18 protein-coding genes are annotated in these 20,200 nt (G+C 59.5%); 5 read left to right on the forward strand and 13 right to left on the reverse strand.

Translation table 11 applies throughout. The annotated features are described in order from the left end of the window. From PUQ42_RS08490 to serC, 13 genes are all read right to left on the reverse strand, one after another. A partial coding sequence (locus PUQ42_RS08490; protein WP_273372972.1) for an IPT/TIG domain-containing protein occupies positions 1 to 484 on the reverse strand: 484 nt, incomplete at its 3' end. Between the two features lie 8 nt (positions 485 to 492). After that, a complete protein-coding gene (locus tag PUQ42_RS08495; RefSeq protein ID WP_273372974.1) occupies positions 493 to 2,289 on the reverse strand; it encodes an IPT/TIG domain-containing protein in 1,797 nt (598 codons plus the stop codon). 18 nt (positions 2,290 to 2,307) lie between these two features. Further along, entirely contained in the window at positions 2,308 to 3,255 is a 948-nt protein-coding gene (locus PUQ42_RS08500; RefSeq protein WP_273372976.1) for a phosphodiester glycosidase family protein, read from the reverse strand. A gap of 5 nt (positions 3,256 to 3,260) precedes the next feature. After that, entirely contained in the window at positions 3,261 to 4,547 is a 1,287-nt protein-coding gene (locus PUQ42_RS08505) for a RagB/SusD family nutrient uptake outer membrane protein (RefSeq protein ID WP_122120688.1), read from the reverse strand. A 6-nt stretch (positions 4,548 to 4,553) separates the two neighbouring features. Then, on the reverse strand, positions 4,554 to 7,874 hold the full coding sequence (locus PUQ42_RS08510; protein WP_273372978.1) for a TonB-dependent receptor: 3,321 nt from the start codon (positions 7,872 to 7,874) through the stop codon (positions 4,554 to 4,556). Positions 7,875 to 7,950: 76 nt separating this feature from the next. Further along, positions 7,951 to 8,958: a FecR family protein gene (locus tag PUQ42_RS08515; protein ID WP_273372980.1), complete on the reverse strand. Its 1,008-nt coding sequence runs from the start codon at positions 8,956 to 8,958 to the stop codon at positions 7,951 to 7,953. Between the two features lie 239 nt (positions 8,959 to 9,197). After that, the gene (locus PUQ42_RS08520; protein WP_273372982.1) at positions 9,198 to 9,743 is read right to left on the reverse strand and encodes a 2-oxoacid:acceptor oxidoreductase family protein; all 546 of its coding nucleotides are present in this window, start codon (positions 9,741 to 9,743) and stop codon (positions 9,198 to 9,200) included. A gap of 3 nt (positions 9,744 to 9,746) precedes the next feature. Next, the gene (locus PUQ42_RS08525) at positions 9,747 to 10,517 is read right to left on the reverse strand and encodes a thiamine pyrophosphate-dependent enzyme (protein WP_087309262.1); all 771 of its coding nucleotides are present in this window, start codon (positions 10,515 to 10,517) and stop codon (positions 9,747 to 9,749) included. Between the two features lie 5 nt (positions 10,518 to 10,522). Then, a complete protein-coding gene (locus PUQ42_RS08530) occupies positions 10,523 to 11,617 on the reverse strand; it encodes a 3-methyl-2-oxobutanoate dehydrogenase subunit VorB (RefSeq protein WP_087309261.1) in 1,095 nt (364 codons plus the stop codon). A gap of 3 nt (positions 11,618 to 11,620) precedes the next feature. Continuing rightward, positions 11,621 to 11,848 carry a 4Fe-4S binding protein gene (locus PUQ42_RS08535; protein WP_087309260.1) on the reverse strand — a complete coding sequence of 76 codons (228 nt, stop codon included), beginning with the start codon at positions 11,846 to 11,848 and terminating at the stop codon, positions 11,621 to 11,623. A gap of 410 nt (positions 11,849 to 12,258) precedes the next feature. After that, positions 12,259 to 13,515: a DUF1015 domain-containing protein gene (locus PUQ42_RS08540; protein ID WP_087309259.1), complete on the reverse strand. Its 1,257-nt coding sequence runs from the start codon at positions 13,513 to 13,515 to the stop codon at positions 12,259 to 12,261. Between the two features lie 104 nt (positions 13,516 to 13,619). After that, entirely contained in the window at positions 13,620 to 14,543 is a 924-nt protein-coding gene (locus PUQ42_RS08545) for a 3-phosphoglycerate dehydrogenase (RefSeq protein WP_273373003.1), read from the reverse strand. 111 nt (positions 14,544 to 14,654) lie between these two features. Continuing rightward, entirely contained in the window at positions 14,655 to 15,728 is a 1,074-nt protein-coding gene (gene serC, locus PUQ42_RS08550; RefSeq protein ID WP_122120685.1) for a 3-phosphoserine/phosphohydroxythreonine transaminase, read from the reverse strand. Between the two features lie 194 nt (positions 15,729 to 15,922). Here serC and PUQ42_RS08555 point away from each other — a divergent pair, with 194 nt between their 5' ends. From PUQ42_RS08555 to PUQ42_RS08575, 5 genes are all read left to right on the forward strand, one after another. Beyond that, positions 15,923 to 16,795: a YicC/YloC family endoribonuclease gene (locus PUQ42_RS08555; protein WP_087309316.1), complete on the forward strand. Its 873-nt coding sequence runs from the start codon at positions 15,923 to 15,925 to the stop codon at positions 16,793 to 16,795. A gap of 122 nt (positions 16,796 to 16,917) precedes the next feature. Beyond that, a complete protein-coding gene (gene gmk, locus PUQ42_RS08560) occupies positions 16,918 to 17,481 on the forward strand; it encodes a guanylate kinase (RefSeq protein WP_087403978.1) in 564 nt (187 codons plus the stop codon). Between the two features lie 2 nt (positions 17,482 to 17,483). Beyond that, a complete protein-coding gene (gene nadD / locus PUQ42_RS08565; protein ID WP_273372985.1) occupies positions 17,484 to 18,296 on the forward strand; it encodes a nicotinate (nicotinamide) nucleotide adenylyltransferase in 813 nt (270 codons plus the stop codon). Positions 18,297 to 18,298: 2 nt separating this feature from the next. Further along, the gene (locus PUQ42_RS08570) at positions 18,299 to 19,282 is read left to right on the forward strand and encodes a D-alanine--D-alanine ligase (RefSeq protein ID WP_273372987.1); all 984 of its coding nucleotides are present in this window, start codon (positions 18,299 to 18,301) and stop codon (positions 19,280 to 19,282) included. Next, complete coding sequence (locus PUQ42_RS08575) at positions 19,279 to 19,851, forward strand: DUF3109 family protein (RefSeq protein WP_087403981.1); 573 nt, start codon at positions 19,279 to 19,281, stop codon at positions 19,849 to 19,851. Before PUQ42_RS08570 ends, PUQ42_RS08575 begins: the two co-directional genes overlap by 4 nt. Positions 19,852 to 20,200 lie beyond the last annotated feature (349 nt).

Raw genomic sequence — 20,200 nt, forward strand, 5'->3', positions numbered from 1 at the left:
GCTGCACGATCCAGATGCTTCCGTCGCGGTGGTAGTTCAGCCCCTCGGGCGCCGCAAAACTGGCGGCCGTCCCGATGCCGTCGACCAGCCCCAACGCACCGTTGCCGGCTACCGTCGTGACCGCATACTCCTTCTCGGGCCGGACGTTGTACTTGAACGAGAGCCCCTCGACCGTGGCCGTCGGAGTCTCGACGCGCACCGGATAGCTTCCCGGAGCATTCTCGGGCACGATGATCGAGAGCTCGTCGCGCGCAATCTCGATAACCCGGGCCTCAACGCCGTTGATCGTGACGGTGTTCCCGCCATACTCCTCGCTGAAGTTCCGGCCCAGAATGCGCACGATATCGCCCGCATAACCGCTCGTCGGTGCCAGCCGCACCAACTTCAGTTCGGTGACCCGAGCCCGGTATTCGTCGTCGCTGCATCCCGCACCGGCCAGCAGGGCCAGCATCAACACGGATGCGATGATTCCTTTCTTCTTCATATTCGGTATCAGTTTAGGTAGAGTTTGCGGATCCGGCGTGATCCGGAGCCATCGGTGACATAAAGCGTCTCGCCGTCGGCGGCCAGCAGAATGCCATACGGATAGTTGAACTTCGCCGTGGTCAGGGCCTCGCCGTCGACCCAACCCTTCAGCAGCGGCTGTCCGGCCAGCGTCGTCACCGTACCCGTTGCATAACTGCCGTCCGTGCCCGGTACCAGTTTGCGGACCGTTTTCGTAACCTCGTCGGTGAAGTAGACCGTACCGTCCGAGGCGCAGTAGATGCCGTCGACCGTGCCGATCGTCGCCGTCAGCGGCTTGCCCGCCTCGCCGTCGGTATAGTTGGCGGCCGTCGGCTTCGTGCCGCTGCCGGCAATCGGCGTCACCGTACCGCTCTGCGGATCGATCATCTGCAGCTGGTTGCCGCTGTACATGCCGACCAGCAGGTTCCCGTTGCGATCGATGGCGATCGTCTGCGGCATGTCGATCTCATACTCCCCGGTGATCCGCCCCGAAACGATCTGAACAATCCGGTTGTTGTTGCGATCCGCCAGGTAAATCCGATCCTCGGCGAAAACCAGGGCCATCGGATTGTTGAAATTCGAATTCTCCACAGCATACTCGGAGCATTTGCCCGCGGGTGTGATGCGGATGATGTTGTTGCCGCCCTTGCACACCACGTAGAAATCACCTTCCGAATTGAAATCGCCCTGCCACGGGAATTTGCCGCTAAGCAGCGGTTCGCTGCCCGCAACCAGTGTCGTCACCTCGCAGGACTCCGGATCCATCTTGCGGATCGAATGGCTGCCGCGATCGACGATCCAGAACATGCCCTCACGGTCGTAGTGGATATCCTGGGGCGTATCGAAGCTCGCCGCCGCACCGATGCCGTCGGTCGTTCCCCTGGTACCGTTGCCGGCCACCGACGCGACATAATATTTGCGCGGCACATAGGTGAACACCGGACCCTCGACCTGCGCATCACCCACATGCAGCAGAAAGGGATAGCTGCCGTCGGGATTCTCGGGCATACGGACGGTGAGCTGCGTGGAGGTCGCCTCCAGGATCTCCACCGCAACGCCGTTTATCGTCAGGTGGTTGTCCGCAGGCGTCGTCGAGAAGCACTCGCCCGTGAGGACGACCGTTTCGCCAGCACGACCGCTCGCCGGAGCGATCCGCGCGATCGAAAGCACCGGTACGTGGAGATACTCGAAGCTGAAGCCCGATACGGACTCGCCCCCCGTGGTGAGTACGATCGCCGCCGAACCCTCGGCATGTTCCGGAGCCGTGACGTGCAGGATACTGCTCGTGGCAAAGGTCACCTCGGCGGCCTCGCCGCCGATGGTCACCGCATTCTCCGAGGGCGTCTTGCCGAATCCCCGGCCGTAGATCACCAGCCGGTCGCCGGCATAGCCCGACGAGGGAATTACGTTGAGCAGCAACGGCGACGGATCGGGCTGCTCGACATAGGTGAAGGCGAGTCCGTCGGCCGTCCGACCGCCCACACGCACCGCAACCGCCGCCTCACCGAGCGGATTCGCGGGCAGAACGACCGTCAGGCGCTCCGCCCCGGCATGAAGGATCTCGGCCGCCTCACCGCCGACCGTCACCTCGGGCTGTTCGGTTTCGCTGGAGAGGTTCACCCCCGAAATGATGGCGATACTCCCCTCCGTACCCGAGGCCGGAATGATCGAGACCAGACGCGGCGCCGCAACCGGCCGATCCGCCTCCGTCTCCTCCTTGTCGCATGAAACCGCAACCGTACATGCAACAAGGGCATATGTCAACAATCTGCAAATTCTTTTCATGACTTCACGTTTTAGATTCTAAGGTTCTTCGACACAGACCATCCACCCGTTGTAAAGCGGTCGCTCGGCGTTGTCCGAAGGCCGGTTGCGGATCTGGAAAATCTGAGCGATGGGGTGGCGGATCAACATCTGCGCCGAGCCTCCGCCATCGAGATTCACGGCTCCCGTGCAATCCAACGCCTTGAAAACCGAGGCCATCTCCTCATAGGTGATGCCGTCGGAATAGAAGTTGCGCCGCCCGTCCACGGTCAGCATGTAGACGATGCCGTCATCGGTATAGCCAATGGCCGTGCGCGGATCCCGGACCGTATAGGTGGTTCCGGGGAAGAGCCCCTCGCTGAGCAGTATGACGCCCGCCCCAGTCACCTCCTTCAATTGCGACTGCAAAGCCGCGTAGCGTGACGCCTCGGCGATAATCATCGACCCGTCATCCCGGATTCCGACGAAACTCAACGCCTGTTGCGGCATACTCTCCGAATAGTTGAACCGGTCGTTGAGCACATATCCGTCGCGGTGGATCGGTCCCCGGGGCAGAACGTTTGCCGTATCCCAGAAATCGCCATTGGTCATCGCCACAACCCGCTTTCCGGGTGCATCGTGTACCGCAGCCATATCGGTCAGCGTCTGCGTATGGATCTGTGACAGGTCGTTGTTGTTGTCCGGAAGCGCCACCCGCAGTTCAAGCCCCGGCACCGTAGTATCGACCCGAAGCAGGAACATTCGAACCACGTATCCGCTCATGAGCTGAAGATGAAGATCGGTCTCGTCGACACCTACCGCCACCACGAAGGTCGTATCGGCAAACATCCGCGCCACGGCATCGCATTCGGACTCCAACGTCCGACCAATTGGGGTAGTGGGGCGATAGCGGTGGTCTTCGGGCTCGGAATCCGAACACGATACGAGAAGCCCCATCGCCACCGTACAGATCAGCATGAAAATTCTATATGACAAACTCTTTTTCATAATCGTTATTCTCCGGTTTTGCTGTTTGACCACAGTTCATTCTGCTTCAGAAGCGGATTGAGATCGAGCTCTCGATCGGGTATCGGCATGCAGGTGTACTTTTCGTCCAGGCCCACCGTCTCGCACAGCTTGCCCAGACGCACCAGGTCGAACCACCGGAACCCTTCGCCCAGGAACTCCAGCCGCCGCTCGGCAAGAACCGCATCAATGAACTCCTCTTCGGTGGCGGGGTAGACCGCATCGAGCCCCCGCTGCTGGCGCAGTTCGTTGAGCCGCGGCAGGCCGTTCGACAGCCCCTGTCCCTCGGCACTGATCAGGTACATCTCGGCCAGCCGGATGATCGGAATCGGATCGGTCATCGACGAGGAGCTGTCGTACTTGTTCAGCACGATGTTCGACTCCTGGTTGGCAAAGGTCACCGCCGTGCGCTTATCGTTATTCGAGAAGAGATTGTAGACCTCGGTCGTCGGCAGGTAGGTCGTCGCCGGGATGTGGAAGTTCGAGCTGAAATTGATTCCCGAATCATCCACCAGATTCGAGAAGGTGAAGATCTCCTCGTTGTTGGGCTGATCGCGGAAGATCTTGTCGAAATCCGAAAGCCCGAAGTTCGAATCGGAGATCACTTGCTCGGCATAAACCGCCGCCTCCGACTTGCGGCCCTGGGCCAGCAGCACCCGGGCCAGCAGCGCCTTGGCGGCCTGCGACGAGACGTAGTTCTTGTCCGAGAAGCGCGGGGCATGGTCAATGGCATAGGTCAGATCCTCCTCCACCAGCGCCCAGCACGCCTCTTCGCTCGACGAGGCGACGGGATCGTTCGTCGGCTCGCGCAACAGCGGAACCTCCCGCCACCGCGTTACCAAATCATAGTAAATGAGTGCCCGGAAAAAACGAGCCACACCCAGCATCTCGTTGCGATGCTCCGTCTCGGGAAGCGCCGAGGCCGATACCAGGAAGCTGTTCACCTGGTAAAGCCACGCGTAGTATCCCGACCACGGGGTATTGACCCATCCGGTGGTTGGCAGGATCTGATCGACAATCACCAGCGCGGGATCCTCATATCCCGAACCGCCGCCGCGCCGGAAATCTCCGCCCGCAAAATCATTCAGAAAATATCCGGTGAAAGTCGGTTTGTATTGGCTGTAGCAATAGAGTCCGACGAACAACAGGTCGATATCCTCCTCGGAAAGATTGTCCTGAGAGGTGGCATTGTGAGGATACTGGTCGAGTACATCGCACGACGGTATCGCAAACAATCCCATGATGGCCAAAAGAGTAATGATTATTCGTTTCATGATCCGTCAGAATTTAAGATTGAGACCCAACGTGAAGGTACGCGGCTGCGAGGGATTGAACCAGTCGTAGCCCATCGTCGTGGCCGACGTGCTGACCGTAACCTCGGGATCGAGGTAGGGCCACTTCGTCAGCACGAACAGATTGTCCACCTGGCAGTAAAGCCGCAAATGCGAGATGCCCGTCTTCTGCAACAGCTTCCGGGGAAAGGTATAACCCAGCGTCAGCGAACGGCAACGCAGGTAGGAGGCATCGTAGAGAAAACGTGTGGTCACGAACTTCGTACTGTTCCAACTGTACCCATAGATGGCGCGCGGCGTGGTGTTGCTCGTTCCGGGTCCGGTCCACCGCGATCGTGCCCCGGACTCCAGCATCGGATAGGTTCCGTTTCCCATCCGAAGTCCTCCGTTGCACATCTCATACATCATATTCCCATACGAATAGGTGAAAAAAAGCCCCAGCTCCAGGTTCCTGTAACGGAACGTATTGTTGAATCCGCCGGAGAACTTCGGATTCGGCGACCCGACGAACTGCCGGTCGTTCGAATCGATCACGCCGTTGTTGTCCACGTCGTCGTAAATGCAGTCGCCCGCACGCACCCCTTCGCTCTCGTAAAGAGTACGCGGAACATCCTCGTCATATTGGTAGATACCCTCCTGTTTGATCATGTAGAAGGCACCGACCTCCTCGCCGACCTTCAGGGCATGCATGTTGCTGGTAGTGATGATCTCATTGTCATCGAGCAATTGCGTCAGTTTGTTGCGGATGAACGAGATGTTGAAATCGCCGTGCCACTGGAATGCCCCGTGTCCGGCATTGCCGCCCACCGTCAGCTCCAAACCCTTGTTGCGCATCGACCCGATGTTGCACATGTAGGAGGTATAACCCGTCGTCGCCATCTGGGGCTTGTTGTAGAGCAGATTCTTCGTATCCTTGAGGAACACGTCGGCTGTCACTGTCAGCGCCCCCTTGAAGAAGGCCATGTCCAGGCCCAGGTCATACTGCACGGCCTTCTCCCACTGCAGATCCCGATTCCCGGCCGTCGTCAGACCCAGACCGTTCTGCCCGTTGTAGTTGAGACCGCCCGTGGCCAGAGCCTGGTAAGCATAGGTACCGATTCCGCCCTGATTGCCCGTTGCTCCCCAACTCGCACGCACCTTAAGCGAGGTCTTCGGTGCACTCCACCACGGCTCTTCGTTCAGATTCCAGCCGATACTGGCCGAGGGGAAGTAGCCATAACGATTCCCGGGGGCGAATTTCGACGATCCGTCAGCCCGCAACGTGACCGTCATCACATACCGGTCCCGGTAATTCAGGTTCACACGCCCGAAAAACGACTGCAGCGCATAGGTCGACTTGCCCGACGTGACATCCATATAAGAGGAAGCCACCGAGTTGACATCGAACGACGCCGAGGGGAAACCCAATCCCGTCTGTGAAGCCGACGAAGAGGTGTCGATCTGCACCGAGTGACCCAACACGGCATCGAGATTGATTCCGCTGCCGAAACCGTGCTTGTAGGAGAGTGTATTCTCCCACAACAGGCTCAGGCGCGTTCGCCGACTGTCGATCAACTGTCCGCCCGATGGATTGGTCTCCGAAGCCAACGCATAATCGTGTTGGGACGTATAGTAGATATGTTCCTCGAGAGACTGGTAGTCCTCTCCAAGCATCGTTTTGAAATTCAATCCTTTGATAATATCGAACTGCAGGAACAGCGAACTGATCGCCCGTCCCGTATTGACATAGACGTCCTCTTCGAGAATGTTCTGCAACGGATTGCGGTTGACCAGGATATTGCTCGACGTGGCCCATTCGCCGTTGGGCAGGTAGGGCTCGTGCCACGGATACTGCTCGACGCTCGCCTTGATCGGATTGACTCCGACATATCCGGTCGGGATGCGGCTGTTTTGCGTATAATTCAACTGGGTGTTGAACCCGAACGATAACCAGGGTTTGATCTGCCCCGAAAGATTGGTCTTCAGATGATACTGGTCGACATCGTTTTTCAGAATGACACCCTCGCTATGTTTCACATTGCCCGACACGTAATAGGTCATGCGGTCCGATCCGCCCGAAATCGAAGCACTGCCGTTGTAGGAAACTGCCGTACGCAGAATATCGTCCAGCCAGTTATGATACGCTTTGCCCGGCATGGGATTCGTATAGCGGTCGACGGTGCTTCCCGTCTGGATATTGTAGTTGTCGACAGCCTCGTTGAGCACCTCAAAGAAGAGATCGCTGTCGGCAACGCGCAACCGATCGGTACGTGTGAGATTCGAAAAACTCACCGAACCGTCGAGACTCACCTGAGCCGCTCCTTTCTGTCCTTTTTTTGTCGTGATGATGATCACGCCGTTCGTGGCGCGTGATCCATAGATGGCTGCCGACGCCGCATCCTTCAGCACCTCGATCGACTCCACATCCGACGGATTGATGCTCACCAGGCCGCTCATCGAGTCTCCGACCCAGACGCCCGTATCTCCCGACGTGCTGTTGAGCGGAATCCCGTCGACCACATACAGCGGCTCGTTGCCCGCATTGAGCGAACCGATGCCGCGGATACTCACGCGACTGACCGCCCCGGGAACGCCCGATGCCGACGAGATGTTGACTCCCGCCACATGGCCTTGCAACAGCTGATCGACACTCAGGACCGGACGCTGATCGCTCTGCTTGGGCTTGAACGATCCGATGGCCGAGGTGATGTCGCGCCGTGCCATCGAGCCGTAACCCACGACCACCACTTCGTTCATGGCCAGGGCCGTGGCCTGCATCGTCGCCTCCACCGTACTCTGCCCCGGGGCGACCTTGAGGGCCAGATCCTCATAGCCCACGAACGAGATGACCAGCTCGGGCGAGGCGGCCGCCGTGCGCAGGCGGAAACGACCCTCCGCATCGGTCGTCGTGCCGTTCGTCGTTCCACGTTCGATGACCGTGGCCCCGACCAGCGGTTGGCCGTTCTCGTCACTCACATATCCCTGAAGCGTCACCGGACTCACTTCACGGACCGGTTTCGTCTCCGGCGCCGTCCGACTCCGCGTTCGGGCGAACACCGAAACCGTCGAGCCGTTGATGCGATACTCGACAGACTGTCCCCGGAAAATCTGATCCAGCACGCTCTCGAGCTCCGCATCCTTCGCCACGACAGTAACAATACGTTCAATGTCGACCTCACCGGTCTTCAGAATGAACGAATAGTCGTAATTGCGTTGCAGGTATTCGATGGCCTTGCCCACAGTGATCCGTCTCAGCGTCACGCTGATATTCCCGGCCGAAAGGGGCGTCCACAAACACAACAGCAACAACAATGCGACAACGGTCTTCATCCTCCGAGACAGAGGAGTTGAATCGGGTAGTAGTTTTCGCATAATATTGAGTTTTGGTTGGTTCTTCGTTTACCGGTCATTCGTGCGCCGCGGCCCGGATGACATACTGATCCCCTTCGCGGGTAATCTCCATGCTGCCGTCGCCGTTCAGCGCCGTAAGAATCTCGTCAAGTGTCTCCCCGTTGACGAACGTAGCCAGGTAGTTTGTTTCAAGCAACGACCGATCTTGAACCGAGATCGTCACGTCGAAACTCCGCTGCAATTCCTCGACGATCTCGCCAAACGGCCGATTGATGAAGTAGAGCGCGCGCTGGTCCTTCCACGAAACATAGTCCGACGGATCGATCCGATACTGTTCCAATGTGCCCGTACCGCGATCGACGCGCACCACGTCGCCCGGCGTCAACCGGCACGACTTCGTCCCCTTGACGGTCGGGACATGCAGGGCTACGGATCCCTCCACCAGCGTCACCTCAATCTGATCGTTGTCGCCGTAGGAACGCAGATTGAACTCCGTTCCCAGCACCCGAACCGTCGAACCGTTGCTCGCAACGACGAACGGATGGCGAGGATCGCGGGCGATGTCGGCATAGATCTCTCCCGAAACATAGATCTGCCGCGTCCGGGTGCCGAACCGCTCGGGGTAGAGGAGCCGGCTGTCGGCATGGAGCCAGATAATTGAACTGTCGGGAAGCACAACCCGTTCGGTCTCACCGTAGGAGGCATACACCTCATGCCAGGTCGAAGTCTCGCCAAGCCGGTGATACAAATGCAGGCAGAGCACCCCCAGCGCCACGACTGCGGCATAACGCAATACACGGAAGCCGCGTTGCCACATCCGACGCCGGGCCAGCCGCTGCGAGTCGAGCGAAGCATCGATGAAACGGTTGAGTCGCTCGCGGGTACGCTCCTTGCGCAGATCGTCCTCTTCGACCGGAAGCTCGGCAAAGAGCTGTTCGAAGATTGCATCGGCCTTCGACGAGGTCAGATTCAGCAACATCCATTTTTCCACTTCGTCGGCCTCCCGCGTCGAGCTCTCGTTACGCATATAACGACGAAGAGCATCCATCAGCGATTTGTTCATGGGTTCGTTTTTTCCGGGATCCTGTCTATCGGTTTCATAATAAGTACACCATACGGCCGTCGGACACGTAGCCGTCCCGACATTTTTAACGGATTGGCAACAAAAAATCGGGGCTGCCACGCCTCAGGTTACAAAAAAGGAGACCTCTCCCGGATGGGAGAAGCCTCCTCGCTCGTTGTAAGAGTCCTTGTCGTTATACCGAACTTCCGGCTCCCGGTTTCGGCTGGGAGAGGTGTCGCTTACCGGATCTTGCGGATGATCTCGCCGCCGTGGCGGATTGCCTCCTCGTTCTGCGGAAGCATCTTCCATGCCCGCTCCGGTAGCGACTTCTTCAGACCGATCATCACGTTCTCCATCTCGACGATCGGACGAACCTTCAGATAGCCGCCCAGAATCATCGTATTGAACAACTTTGCCTGACCCATCTTCGCACACTCGGCCGTGGCATCGATCGAATAGACCGAAATGTCCGTGCGGACCGGATGGCGCGAAATCCCGTTCGTATCGTAGATCAGCACACCGCCCGGCTTGACCAGCGGTTCGAACTTCTCCATCGACTGCTGGTTCAGAATGATCGCCGTATCGTACTCGTGCGCAATCGGCGAGGAGATCTTCCGGTCGGAAAGAATCACTGTCACGTTGGCCGTTCCGCCGCGCATCTCCGGACCGTAGGAGGGCATCCACGTAACCTCATAGTCCTGCATCACGCCCGAATAGGCCAGAATCTTGCCCATCGAGAGGACTCCCTGTCCTCCGAATCCTGCTATGATCAATGTCTCTTTCATTGTCTACTCCTCCTTTTTTACATCCTTGATATCGCCCAGCGGGTAGTAGGGCAGCATGTTCTCCTCCAGCCAGCGGTTCGAGGCCACGGGCGAGAGTTTCCAGCCGCTGTTGCAGGTCGCCACGACCTCCACCAGCGAGAAGCCGTTCCCGGCCATCGCATTCTCGAACGCCTTGCGGATCGCACGCTTGCACTTGCGCACGTTGGCCGCCGTGTGGACGCTCTGACGCGTGATGTAGGTCGCACCGTCCAGGTGGGCCATCATCTCGGCAATCTTGTACGGATACCCGTTCAGACGGGGATCACGTCCATAGGGGGTCGTCGAGGTCTTCATGCCCAGCAGCGTCGTCGGCGCCATCTGGCCGCCCGTCATGCCGTAGATGGCATTGTTGATGTAGATGGCCACGACATTCTCGCCGCGCGCCGCCGCATGGATCGACTCCGCCGTACCGATGGCCGACAAGTCGCCGTCGCCCTGATAGGTGAAGACCATGTTGTTCGGCCACAGGCGCTTCACGGCCGAAGCGATGGCCAGTGCACGTCCGTGGGCGGCCTCGATCCAGTCGATATCAATGTAATTGTAGGCGAAGACCGAGCAGCCTACGGGCGAAATGCCCACCGTACGGTCTGCGAGGCCCATTTCGTCGATCACCTCGGCGACGAGTTTGTGCACCGTGCCGTGGCTGCAGCCCGGGCAATAGTGCATGACATTATCGGTGATGAGTTTCGGTTTTGCGTAAACCAGATTCTCCTGTTTGATTTCAACCTCTGCCATCGTTTCTACTTTTTAATCAGTTTTTCCTTCAGGGCCTGAAGCACCTCGTCGGGGGTGAACATCATGCCGCCCTGACGTCCGTAGTGCTCCACGGGAGCCTTGCCGTTGACCGCCAGACGCACGTCCTCGACCATCTGTCCGGCATTGAGTTCGGCCGACAGGAAGCCCTTCACGCCGCGTGCGGCCAGTTCGGCGAGCTGTTTGGTCGGGAAGGGGTAGAGCGTGATCGGGCGCAGCAGACCCACCTTCAGCCCCTCAGCACGGGCCATCTCGACCGTCGCCGAGCAGATGCGGGCCGACGATCCGAAGGCCACGATGACGTATTCCGCATCGTCGCACTCGATGGCTTCGTAGCGCACCTCGTTCTCCTCCAGCGCCTTGTACTTCTCCTGCAGCCGCTTGTTGATGATCTCCATCTTCTCCGACTGCAGTTCGAGCGACGTGGCGATGTTGCGCGGACGGTCGGCCGGTTTGCCGTAGGTTGCCCACGAGCGGCACTCGGCCTTGATCTCCTCGTCCGTACGACGCGGACGCTGCGGAGCCAGCACCACCTTCTCCATCATCTGACCGATGGCGCCGTCGGCCAGGATCATGGCCGGGTTGCGGTACTTGAAGGCCAGATCGAAGGCTTCGGCCACGTGGTCGTGCATCTCCTGCACGGAGTTCGGGGCGAAGACGATCAGGTGGTAGTCACCGTGACCGCCACCCTTGACAGCCTGGAAATAGTCGCCCTGCGAAGGCTGGATCGTACCCAGACCCGGGCCGCCGCGCTGGCAGTTGATCACCAGGCAGGGCAGCTCCGCACCGGCCAGGTAGCTCAGCCCCTCGGACATGAGGCTGATACCGGGGCTCGACGACGAAGTCATGACCCGTTTGCCCGTGGCGGCGCCACCATATACCATATTGATTGACGAGACTTCCGATTCGGCCTGGAGCACCACCATACCGGTTGTCTCCCACGGTTTGAGCTCCATAAGTGTCTCCATCACCTCGGACTGCGGGGTGATCGGATAGCCGAAATATCCGTCGCAACCGTAGCGAATCGCCGCATAGGCGATCACTTCGTTGCCTTTCATCAGTTTTACTTCCTTCTCTGCCATCGCTTATTCGAATTTTTGACGATAAACCGTGATGACGCTGTCAGGGCAAATCACCGCACACGAAGCGCAGCCCGTGCACGCATCGGGATTCGCCATCCAGGCCACCTGGTAGCCTTTACTGTTCACCTCCGCCGACAGGGCAAGAACATTGCACGGGCACACCGAGGCGCAAACTCCGCACCCCTTACAGCGCTCTCTGTCAACGACGATAGTTCCTTTGATCTTTGCCATAACGTCAATTGTTATTGTTAAGTTGCTTACAAATATACGAAATTTTCCGTGCTCACTTTTATTTTCGTTATAAATTCTCGTCGATTCGTAATATAATTGTGCTTTCAGCATCCTCCCTGCCGGTGGGCGGGGGGATCCGAGCCGGAATCGTGTTTTTCGCATCAGTCCTCCGTCTGTTTGGGATCGGGGCCATAGGGGTTTTCGCCGGGAGTTCCCGCCGTGCAAAACCACACCAGGAAGAAAATGGCCCAGACCACAAAGACCAGCGAGCCGCCGATAAACACGACGAGGAATCCCGTCGTTGCGGCTGCCACGTCCGTAAGGTCATGAGCAAAAAAAGGGGAGATCCGGCCTCAACCGTATCGCCCCTTTTCTCTCGACAACGGACCGGACAACCGATCCGCCGGCTGCTATTTGGTCTTCTCCTCGGCGAACGAGTGGATCACCATGCCCGAACGCAGTTTCGGCTCGAACCACGTTGTCTTCGGCGGCATGATGTTGCCCGTGTCGGCGATGTTGATCAGCTGCTGCATCGAGACGGGGTAGAGCGCAAAGGCCACCTTCATCTCGCCGCTGTCGACCCGGCGCTTCAGCTCGCCCAGCCCCCGGATACCGCCCACGAAGTCGATCCGCTTCGAGGTGCGCAGATCCTTGATCCCGAGGATCCGGTCCAGCACCAGATTCGACAGTACGGTCACATCCAGCACCCCGATCGGGTCGTTGTCGTCGTACGTGCCCGGCTTGGCCGTCAGGCTCCACCAGTGCCCCTCGAGGTACATCGAGAAGTTGTGCAGCCCCGTCGGACGGTACTCCTCCGTTCCCTTGTCCTCGACCTCGAACGACTCCTTGAGCCGCTCGATGAGCTCCGCGGGAGTCAGGCCGTTGAGATCCTTCACCACGCGGTTGTAGTCGATAATCCGCAGCTGGCTGGCCGGGAACGTCACGGCCAGGAAGTAGCAGTACTCCTCCGTGCCCGTATGGTTGGGATTCTTCGCGCGGCACTCGGCGCCCACGCGGGCGGCGGCAGCCGTACGGTGGTGGCCGTCAGCCACGTAGAGCGCCGGAATCCCGGCAAAGATCTCCGTGATGCGGTCGTTGGTCTTGCGGTCGCGGATCACCCACAGCTTGTGGCCGAAACCGTCGGCCGCCGTAAAGTCGTACTCCGGGGCATTGTGCGCAACCACGTCCGCAACGATGGCGTCAATCTCCGCATTGTCGGGGTAGGCGAAGAAGACCGGCTCGATGTTGGCCTGCTGGTTGCGCACGTGGATCATGCGGTCCTCCTCCTTGTCGGGGCGCGTCAGCTCATGCTTCTTGATGGCGCCCGAGAGGTAGTCCTCGAAATGGCAGCACATGGCCAGTCCGTACTGCGTGCGGCCCTCCATCGTCTGCGCATAGATATAATAGTACTCCTCGGGATCCTGTTGCAGCCATCCCTTCTTCTGCCAGGCGCGGAAATTCTCCACGGCCTTGTCGTAGACCTCCTGCGAATGCTCGTCGGCAATGGGTTCGAAATCGATCTCGGGTTTGATGATATGCAGCAGCGAGCGCTCCGTCGCTTCGGCCTTCGCTTCGGCCGAATTCAGCACGTCGTACGGACGCGACGCCACCTCGGCGGCATGCTCCTTGGGCGGTCGGACCGCCCGGAACGGTTTGATACGTACCATAGTTTCTCTTTGTCGGTTATTGTTTCAGGTTGTTCATCGTTCAAGGTAAGAAAGGCGGGTCCGTACACGTCGCACCCGCCTTTCTCAACTTCCGCGCGGCCCGGTCATTTATTGACCTGGAACCTCCGGTTGCCGTTCTTCAGAAAATCGACAATCTGGTTTGCGGCGGCCAGTCCGGCATTGATGTTGGCCTCGGCCGTCTCGGCACCCATCTTCTTCGCCGTAGCGAAGACCCGTTTGCCGAACTTCTCGTCCAGCTCGGCCTGGTTGCCGGCGGCGATGTCGGTGATGTACTTCAGATCCTCGCGTTCGGTCAGCGCCTGCATCAGCCCGGCCTCGTCGATCACCTCCTTGCGGGCCGTATTGACCAGCGTGGCACCCTTGGGCATCGACATCAGCAGCTCATAGCCGATCGAGCCCTTGGTCTGCTCCGTGGCGGGGATGTGCAGCGAGAGGTAGTCGGCCCGCTTGTAGAGCTCCTCGACCGAAGCCACCTGCTCGACGCCGTCGGCCGCGAAGACCTCCGGATCGGTCAGGAACGGATCGTAGGCTACGACGTTCATTCCCAGTGCCTTGCCTTTTCGACCCACCAGCCGGCCGACATGGCCGTAGGCATGGATGCCGAGCGTCTTGCCCTGGATCTCCGAGCCCGTACCGGGCGTAAAGCGGTTGCGGGCCATGTAGATCATCATGGCGATGGCCAGTTCAGCCACGGCGTTCGAATTCTGCCCCGGGGTGTTCATCACCACGATGCCGCGCTCGGTGGCGGCTGCCAGGTCGACGTTGTCGTAGCCCGCGCCGGCGCGTACCACGATACGGAGGTTCTTCGCTGCGGCGATCACCTCCGAGGTGACCTTGTCACTGCGCACGATCAGCGCATCGGCCGTGGCCACGGCCTCCAGCAACTGTGCCTTGTCCGTGTATTTTTCGAGCAGCGCCAGTTCATAACCGGCCATTTCGACGATCTCGCGGATGCCGTCGACCGCCTTCTTGGCAAAAGGCTTCTCCGTAGCTACCAGTATCTTCATGGGTTTCAAAATTTCGTTGTTCAACATTTCTTGATAATCCCAGGCCTTCACTTCGCCCGTAAGGGTATCGTAACCGGCCGGGACGCGCGTCACGAGTGCCATAAGGTGCTGTTATTTGGCGTATTTCGCAGCAAACTCCTGCATGCACTCCACCAGCACGCGCACGCTCTCGATCGGCAGCGCGTTGTAGCACGAGGCACGGAAGCCACCCACCAGACGGTGACCCTTGATGCCCACAATGTCGCGGCTCTTGGTGAACTCGAGGAATTCGGGAGCCAGATCCTCGTAGCCCTCCTGCATGACGAAACAGATATTCATCAGCGAGCGGTCCTCCTTCTCGACCGTACCGCGGAACAACGGGTTGCGGTCGATCTCGTCGTAGAGCAGGGCGGCCTTCTCCTGGTTGCGGCGGTAGATTTCGGGAACGCCTCCGATCGACTTCAGCCAGCGCAGCGTCTCCATCAGCACGTAGATCGGGAAGACGGGAGGCGTGTTGAACATCGAGTTGTTCTCGACGTGCGTGCGGTAGGACATCATCGTCGGCAGGTCGCGCACGATGCGGTCGAGCATCTCCTCGCGGATGATGCCGAAGGCCACGCCGGCCGGAGCCAGGTTCTTCTGCGCACCGCCGTAGATCATGGCGTATTTCGTCACGTCGACCGGACGCGACAGAATGTCGGACGACATGTCGGCGATCAGGGGCACGGGCGAGGTCAGATCCTCGTGGTACTCCGTACCGTAGATCGTATTGTTCGAGGTGATGTGCAGGTAGTCCAGATCCTCGGGAATGGTGAATCCCTTGGGGATATAGGTGAAGTTGCGGTCCTCGGACGAAGCTACGACCTCCACTTCGCCGTAGCGTTTGGCCTCCTTGATGGCCTTCTTCGACCAGACGCCCGTATTGACGTAGCCGGCCTTTTTGCCCAGGAAGTTGGCGGGAATCTCATAAAAATAGGTGCTCGCACCTCCGCCCAGATAGATGATCTTGTAGTTGTCCGGAATGTGGAGCAGTTCACGGAAAAGCGCGTCGGCCTCGGCCATCACGGCGTCGAAGTCCTTCGTGCGGTGCGAAATCGAAAGAATCGAAAGTCCCGATCCGTTGAAATCGAGTACGGCCTTGGCTGCTTTTTCGATCACTTCGTCCGCAAGAATGGACGGTCCCGCATTGAAATTGTGCTTTTTCATAATAAATTGTTATGAGATTTGGTTATTCGAATTTCGGTCTGTTAATTTTCTAACACAAATATAAATAAAAATAATTTATAAAAACCAAAGATCGCCAAATAAATTTCATTCCGCCGGACGATTCGTCGCCTTTTTGATTTGTTTTTACTACTTTTGTTGCCTGAATCAAGCAAGGCTGACCTATGATCAAATCCATGACCGGCTTCGGAAAAGCCGAGGCCGAAATCCAGAATAAGAAGATCACCGTCGAGATCCGCTCGCTGAATTCCAAGCAGTTGGACCTCGCCCTGAGGCTCCCGGCCCTCTACCGGCAGTCGGAATACGAAATCCGCAATCTGATCCAGCAGCGGCTCCAGCGCGGAAAGATCGACCTTTTCGTCTCGATCGAGAGCCAGAGCGTCGAAACCTCGGCCCGCATCAACCGCGAAGTCTTTGCCGCCTATGCCCGACAGCTGCGCGAGGCGGCCGCCGGTGCCGGACTGGACTGCAGCACGGCAGGGTGGGATGCCGCGGCGATGCAGACACTCATGCGGCTGCCCGAGGTGGTTTCGACGGAGGCCGAGACGATCTCCGACGAGGAGCACGCCGTGCTGCTCAAGGCCGTCGAAGAGGCCGCCGCGCGGCTCGACGCCTTCCGCTCGCAGGAGGGGGCCACGCTCATCGCCGACCTGCTGCGCCGCGTCGATCTGATCGAACAGTACAAGAACGAGGTCATCCCCTTCGAACAGGCCCGTACGGAGACCATCCGGACGCGCATTCTGGACAACCTCTCGAAACTCCCCGTCGAGGTCGACCGCAACCGCCTCGAACAGGAGATGATCTTCTACCTCGAGAAGCTCGACATCACCGAGGAGAAGGTGCGTCTGACCAACCACTGCCGCTATTTCCGCGAGGTGGCCGCCTCGGAGGAGGCCGTGGGCCGCAAGCTGGGATTCATTGCCCAGGAGATGGGCCGCGAGATCAACACCATGGGCTCGAAGGCCAACGAGACGAACATCCAGATCCTCGTCGTCAAGATGAAGGACGAACTGGAAAAGATCAAGGAGCAGGTGCTCAACATTCTGTAGGGAGTCCGCAGCAGAGGGGGGGGGAAGAGACGGGAACCCGGGCGGCGGCAACGGCCGGCCGCGCATCCCGCCGATCCGCCCTCCGGATCAGATACCCGTCCTAACCGACAAGAGTTACCAAAATGGGAAAAGTCATCATATTTTCGGCCCCGAGCGGCTCAGGCAAGACAACCATCGTCCGGGAGCTGCTCCGCCGCTATCCGCAGCTCGAATTCTCGATCTCGGCCACGAGCCGCGCCCCGCGCGGTGAGGAGCGCAACGGCGTGGACTACTACTTCCTCTCGCCCGAGGAGTTCGCACGGGCCGTCAGCGAGGGGCGCTTCGTCGAGTGGCAGGAGGTCTACAAGGGCACCTGCTACGGCACGCTGCGCAGCGAAGTGGAGCGCATCTGGGAGAAGGGTCACGTGATCGTCTTCGACGTCGACGTCCTGGGCGGCATCAACCTCAAGCGGATCTTCGGTCGGGATGCCTGCTCGATCTTCATCAAGGCCCCCTCGGTCGAGGAGCTGCGCCGGCGGCTCGTCGCACGCGGCACGGATGCCCCCGAGGCCATCGAACGCCGTGTGGCCAAGGCCGAGTTCGAACTGACAAAGGCCCCGGAGTTCGACCATGTGGTGGTCAACGACCGTCTGGACGAGGCCGTGGCCGGAGCGTGCGCCATTCTCGACGAATTCTTTGCCCGATAGCCATGAAACGAGAAATGCTCTATTTCGGGTCATTCAACCCGATCCACAAGGGCCACATCGCCCTGGCGGAGTATGTGCTGGACCGCGGGCTGTGCGACGAGGTGGCGCTGATCGTCTCGCCCCAGAGCCCCTACAAGCAGGAGGAGGCGCTGGCCCCCGAACTCGACCGCTTCGAGATGGCCGAGATCGCCTGCGCCGCATCGAAATATCCCGAACGGATCAAACCTTCGATAGTGGAGATGCTGCTGCCGAAACCCTCCTATACGATCGACACGCTGCGCTATCTGCAGGAGAACTGCGGTGCGGAGATGGAGTTCTCGATCCTGATGGGCAGCGACCAGATCGCCCGCCTCGACGGCTGGAAGGAGTACGACCGAATCCTCGAATATCCGGTCTACGTCTATCCGCGGCGCGGCGGCGAGAGCGTCTCGGGCTTCGAGGGACGCATCACGCTGCTCGACGAAGCCCCGCTGCTCGACATCGCCTCGACCGGGATCCGCGACCGCATCACGCGCGGCGAGGATGTCTCGGCGATGCTCGCCCCGAAGGTCCTCGAATACATCCGCAAGAAGGGGCTCTGGAGCCCCGCAACCCGCATCGCGGTCCTCACCACACAACTCGCCGCACACCCCGACGACATCGAACTGCTGCTCGAACGCGGCAAGCTCCATTACCGCCTGAGCGAGTGGGGCCCGGCGCTGAACGACTTCAACGCCGTGCTGCGCATCGACGCCAACCACGTCGAGGCCCGGCAGTTTGCCCAGATGGTGCAGGAGATTTTCGAATTCCGATACAAAGACATCTACAACCCCTGAAAATGACACGACTGAAGATCGCCCTCCTGGCGGGCGGCGACTCTCCCGAGCGGGAGATCGCCCTGCAAAGTGCCGCACAGATCGAAGCGGCGCTCGATCACACGAAATACGATATCACGGTCATCGACCTCCATCACCGCGACTGGCACCACACGACGCCCGACGGCCGACAGTGGCAGGTCGACAAGAACGATTTCTCGATTACGATCGACGGCGAACACAAGATTTTCGACTACGCGCTGATTCTCATCCACGGCACCCCGGGCGAGGACGGCCGTCTGCAGGGCTATCTCGACATGATGGGTATTCCCTATTCGTCGTGCTCGATGGTCTCGACGGTCGTCACCTTCGACAAGATCACCACCAAGCGCACGCTGGCCGGACGCGTCAACCTGGCCCGCGAACACTTCCTGCGCCGCGGCGAGGCGTGGGATGCCGAGGCCATTGTCGCCGATCTGGGACTCCCGCTCTTCGTGAAGCCCAATGCCAACGGTTCGTCGTTCGGCGTGACGAAGGTCCACACGGCTGCGGAGCTTCCCGCCGCCATCGAGGCCGCCTTCGCCCAGGGCGGCGAGATTCTCATCGAGGAGTGCATCACGGGCCGTGAGATGGGGTGCGGCATCCTCGTCACCCGTGAAAAGGAGTATATCTTCCCCATCACGGAGATCGTTCCCAAGAACGACTTCTTCGACTACGAGGCCAAATACACGGCCGGACGCTCCGAGGAGATCACCCCGGCACCGATCCCGGATGAGGTGCGCGCCGAGCTGAACCGCATGACGCGCGAAGCCTACCGCGCATGCCGCTGCTCGGGCATCGTGCGGGTCGATTTCATCGTCACCCCCGAAGGCAAGCCCTACTTCATCGAGCTGAACTCGATTCCGGGCATGAGCGCCGGAAGCATCGTCCCGAAGCAGACCCGACAGATGGGCATGTCGCTCGGTGAACTGTATGATCTGATTATCGCCGATACGTGCCGCAAATGATCGAGATTGATGACAAGATCGTGAGCGTCGATCTGCTGCGCGAATGCTTTGCGTGCGATCTGGCGCAGTGCAAGGGGATCTGCTGCGTCGAAGGCAACGCCGGAGCCCCGCTGGAGGAGGACGAAGAGGAGATCCTCCGCCGCGAATACCCGAACTACCGTCCCTACATGACGGGCGAGGGGGTGGAGGCCGTCGAACGGCAGGGCTTCATGGTCCTCGACGAAGAGGGTGATCGGACCACGCCGCTCGTCAACGACGCCCAGTGCGCCTACGCCTGTCAGGAGAACGGCGTGACGCTGTGCGCCATCGAGAAGGCCTGGATGGAGGGCAAGACCGCGTTCCGCAAACCGATCTCGTGCCACCTCTATCCAATCCGCGTCATGCGCTTCTCGAACGGCACACTCGGCCTGAACTACCACCGCTGGTCGGTCTGTGCCCCGGCCCGCAAGTGCGGCGCCAAACTGGGAATCCCGGTCTACAAGGCGCTGCGCGAACCGATCATCCGCCGCTTCGGCGAGGAGTTCTACCACCAGCTCGAGGCCGCCGAAGAGTTGATCAAACGGGGCTGACAGAATCCGGGGGGGGAAGAAAATGCCGGGGAAGTGGCCAATCGGGAAGAGCAAAGCGCTCCCCGAAAAGAGTCCCCGGGGAAAACCCCTTGAAAAGTCGGGAGGAAGAATCCCGGCAATCGAAAAGTGAACGGCCGCTGCGCCCGTCCGGAGCGGTCCAACCGAAACGCAACGTATGAAGAAGATGAAACAATACCTGCTGCCGCTGGCAGCCCTCTCGCTGGCCGCAACGGCCGACGCCCGATCGCCCCGTCCCTCACGGGTCAAACTCCTCGAACAGACCGTCGAAGCGATGGCCGAAGCCGACTCACTGCGCCACGTCTCCGACGTGCAGAGCGTCGCCATCGAC

It is taken from the genome of Alistipes megaguti (assembly GCF_944320325.1).
Lineage (GTDB): Bacteria > Bacteroidota > Bacteroidia > Bacteroidales > Rikenellaceae > Alistipes > Alistipes megaguti.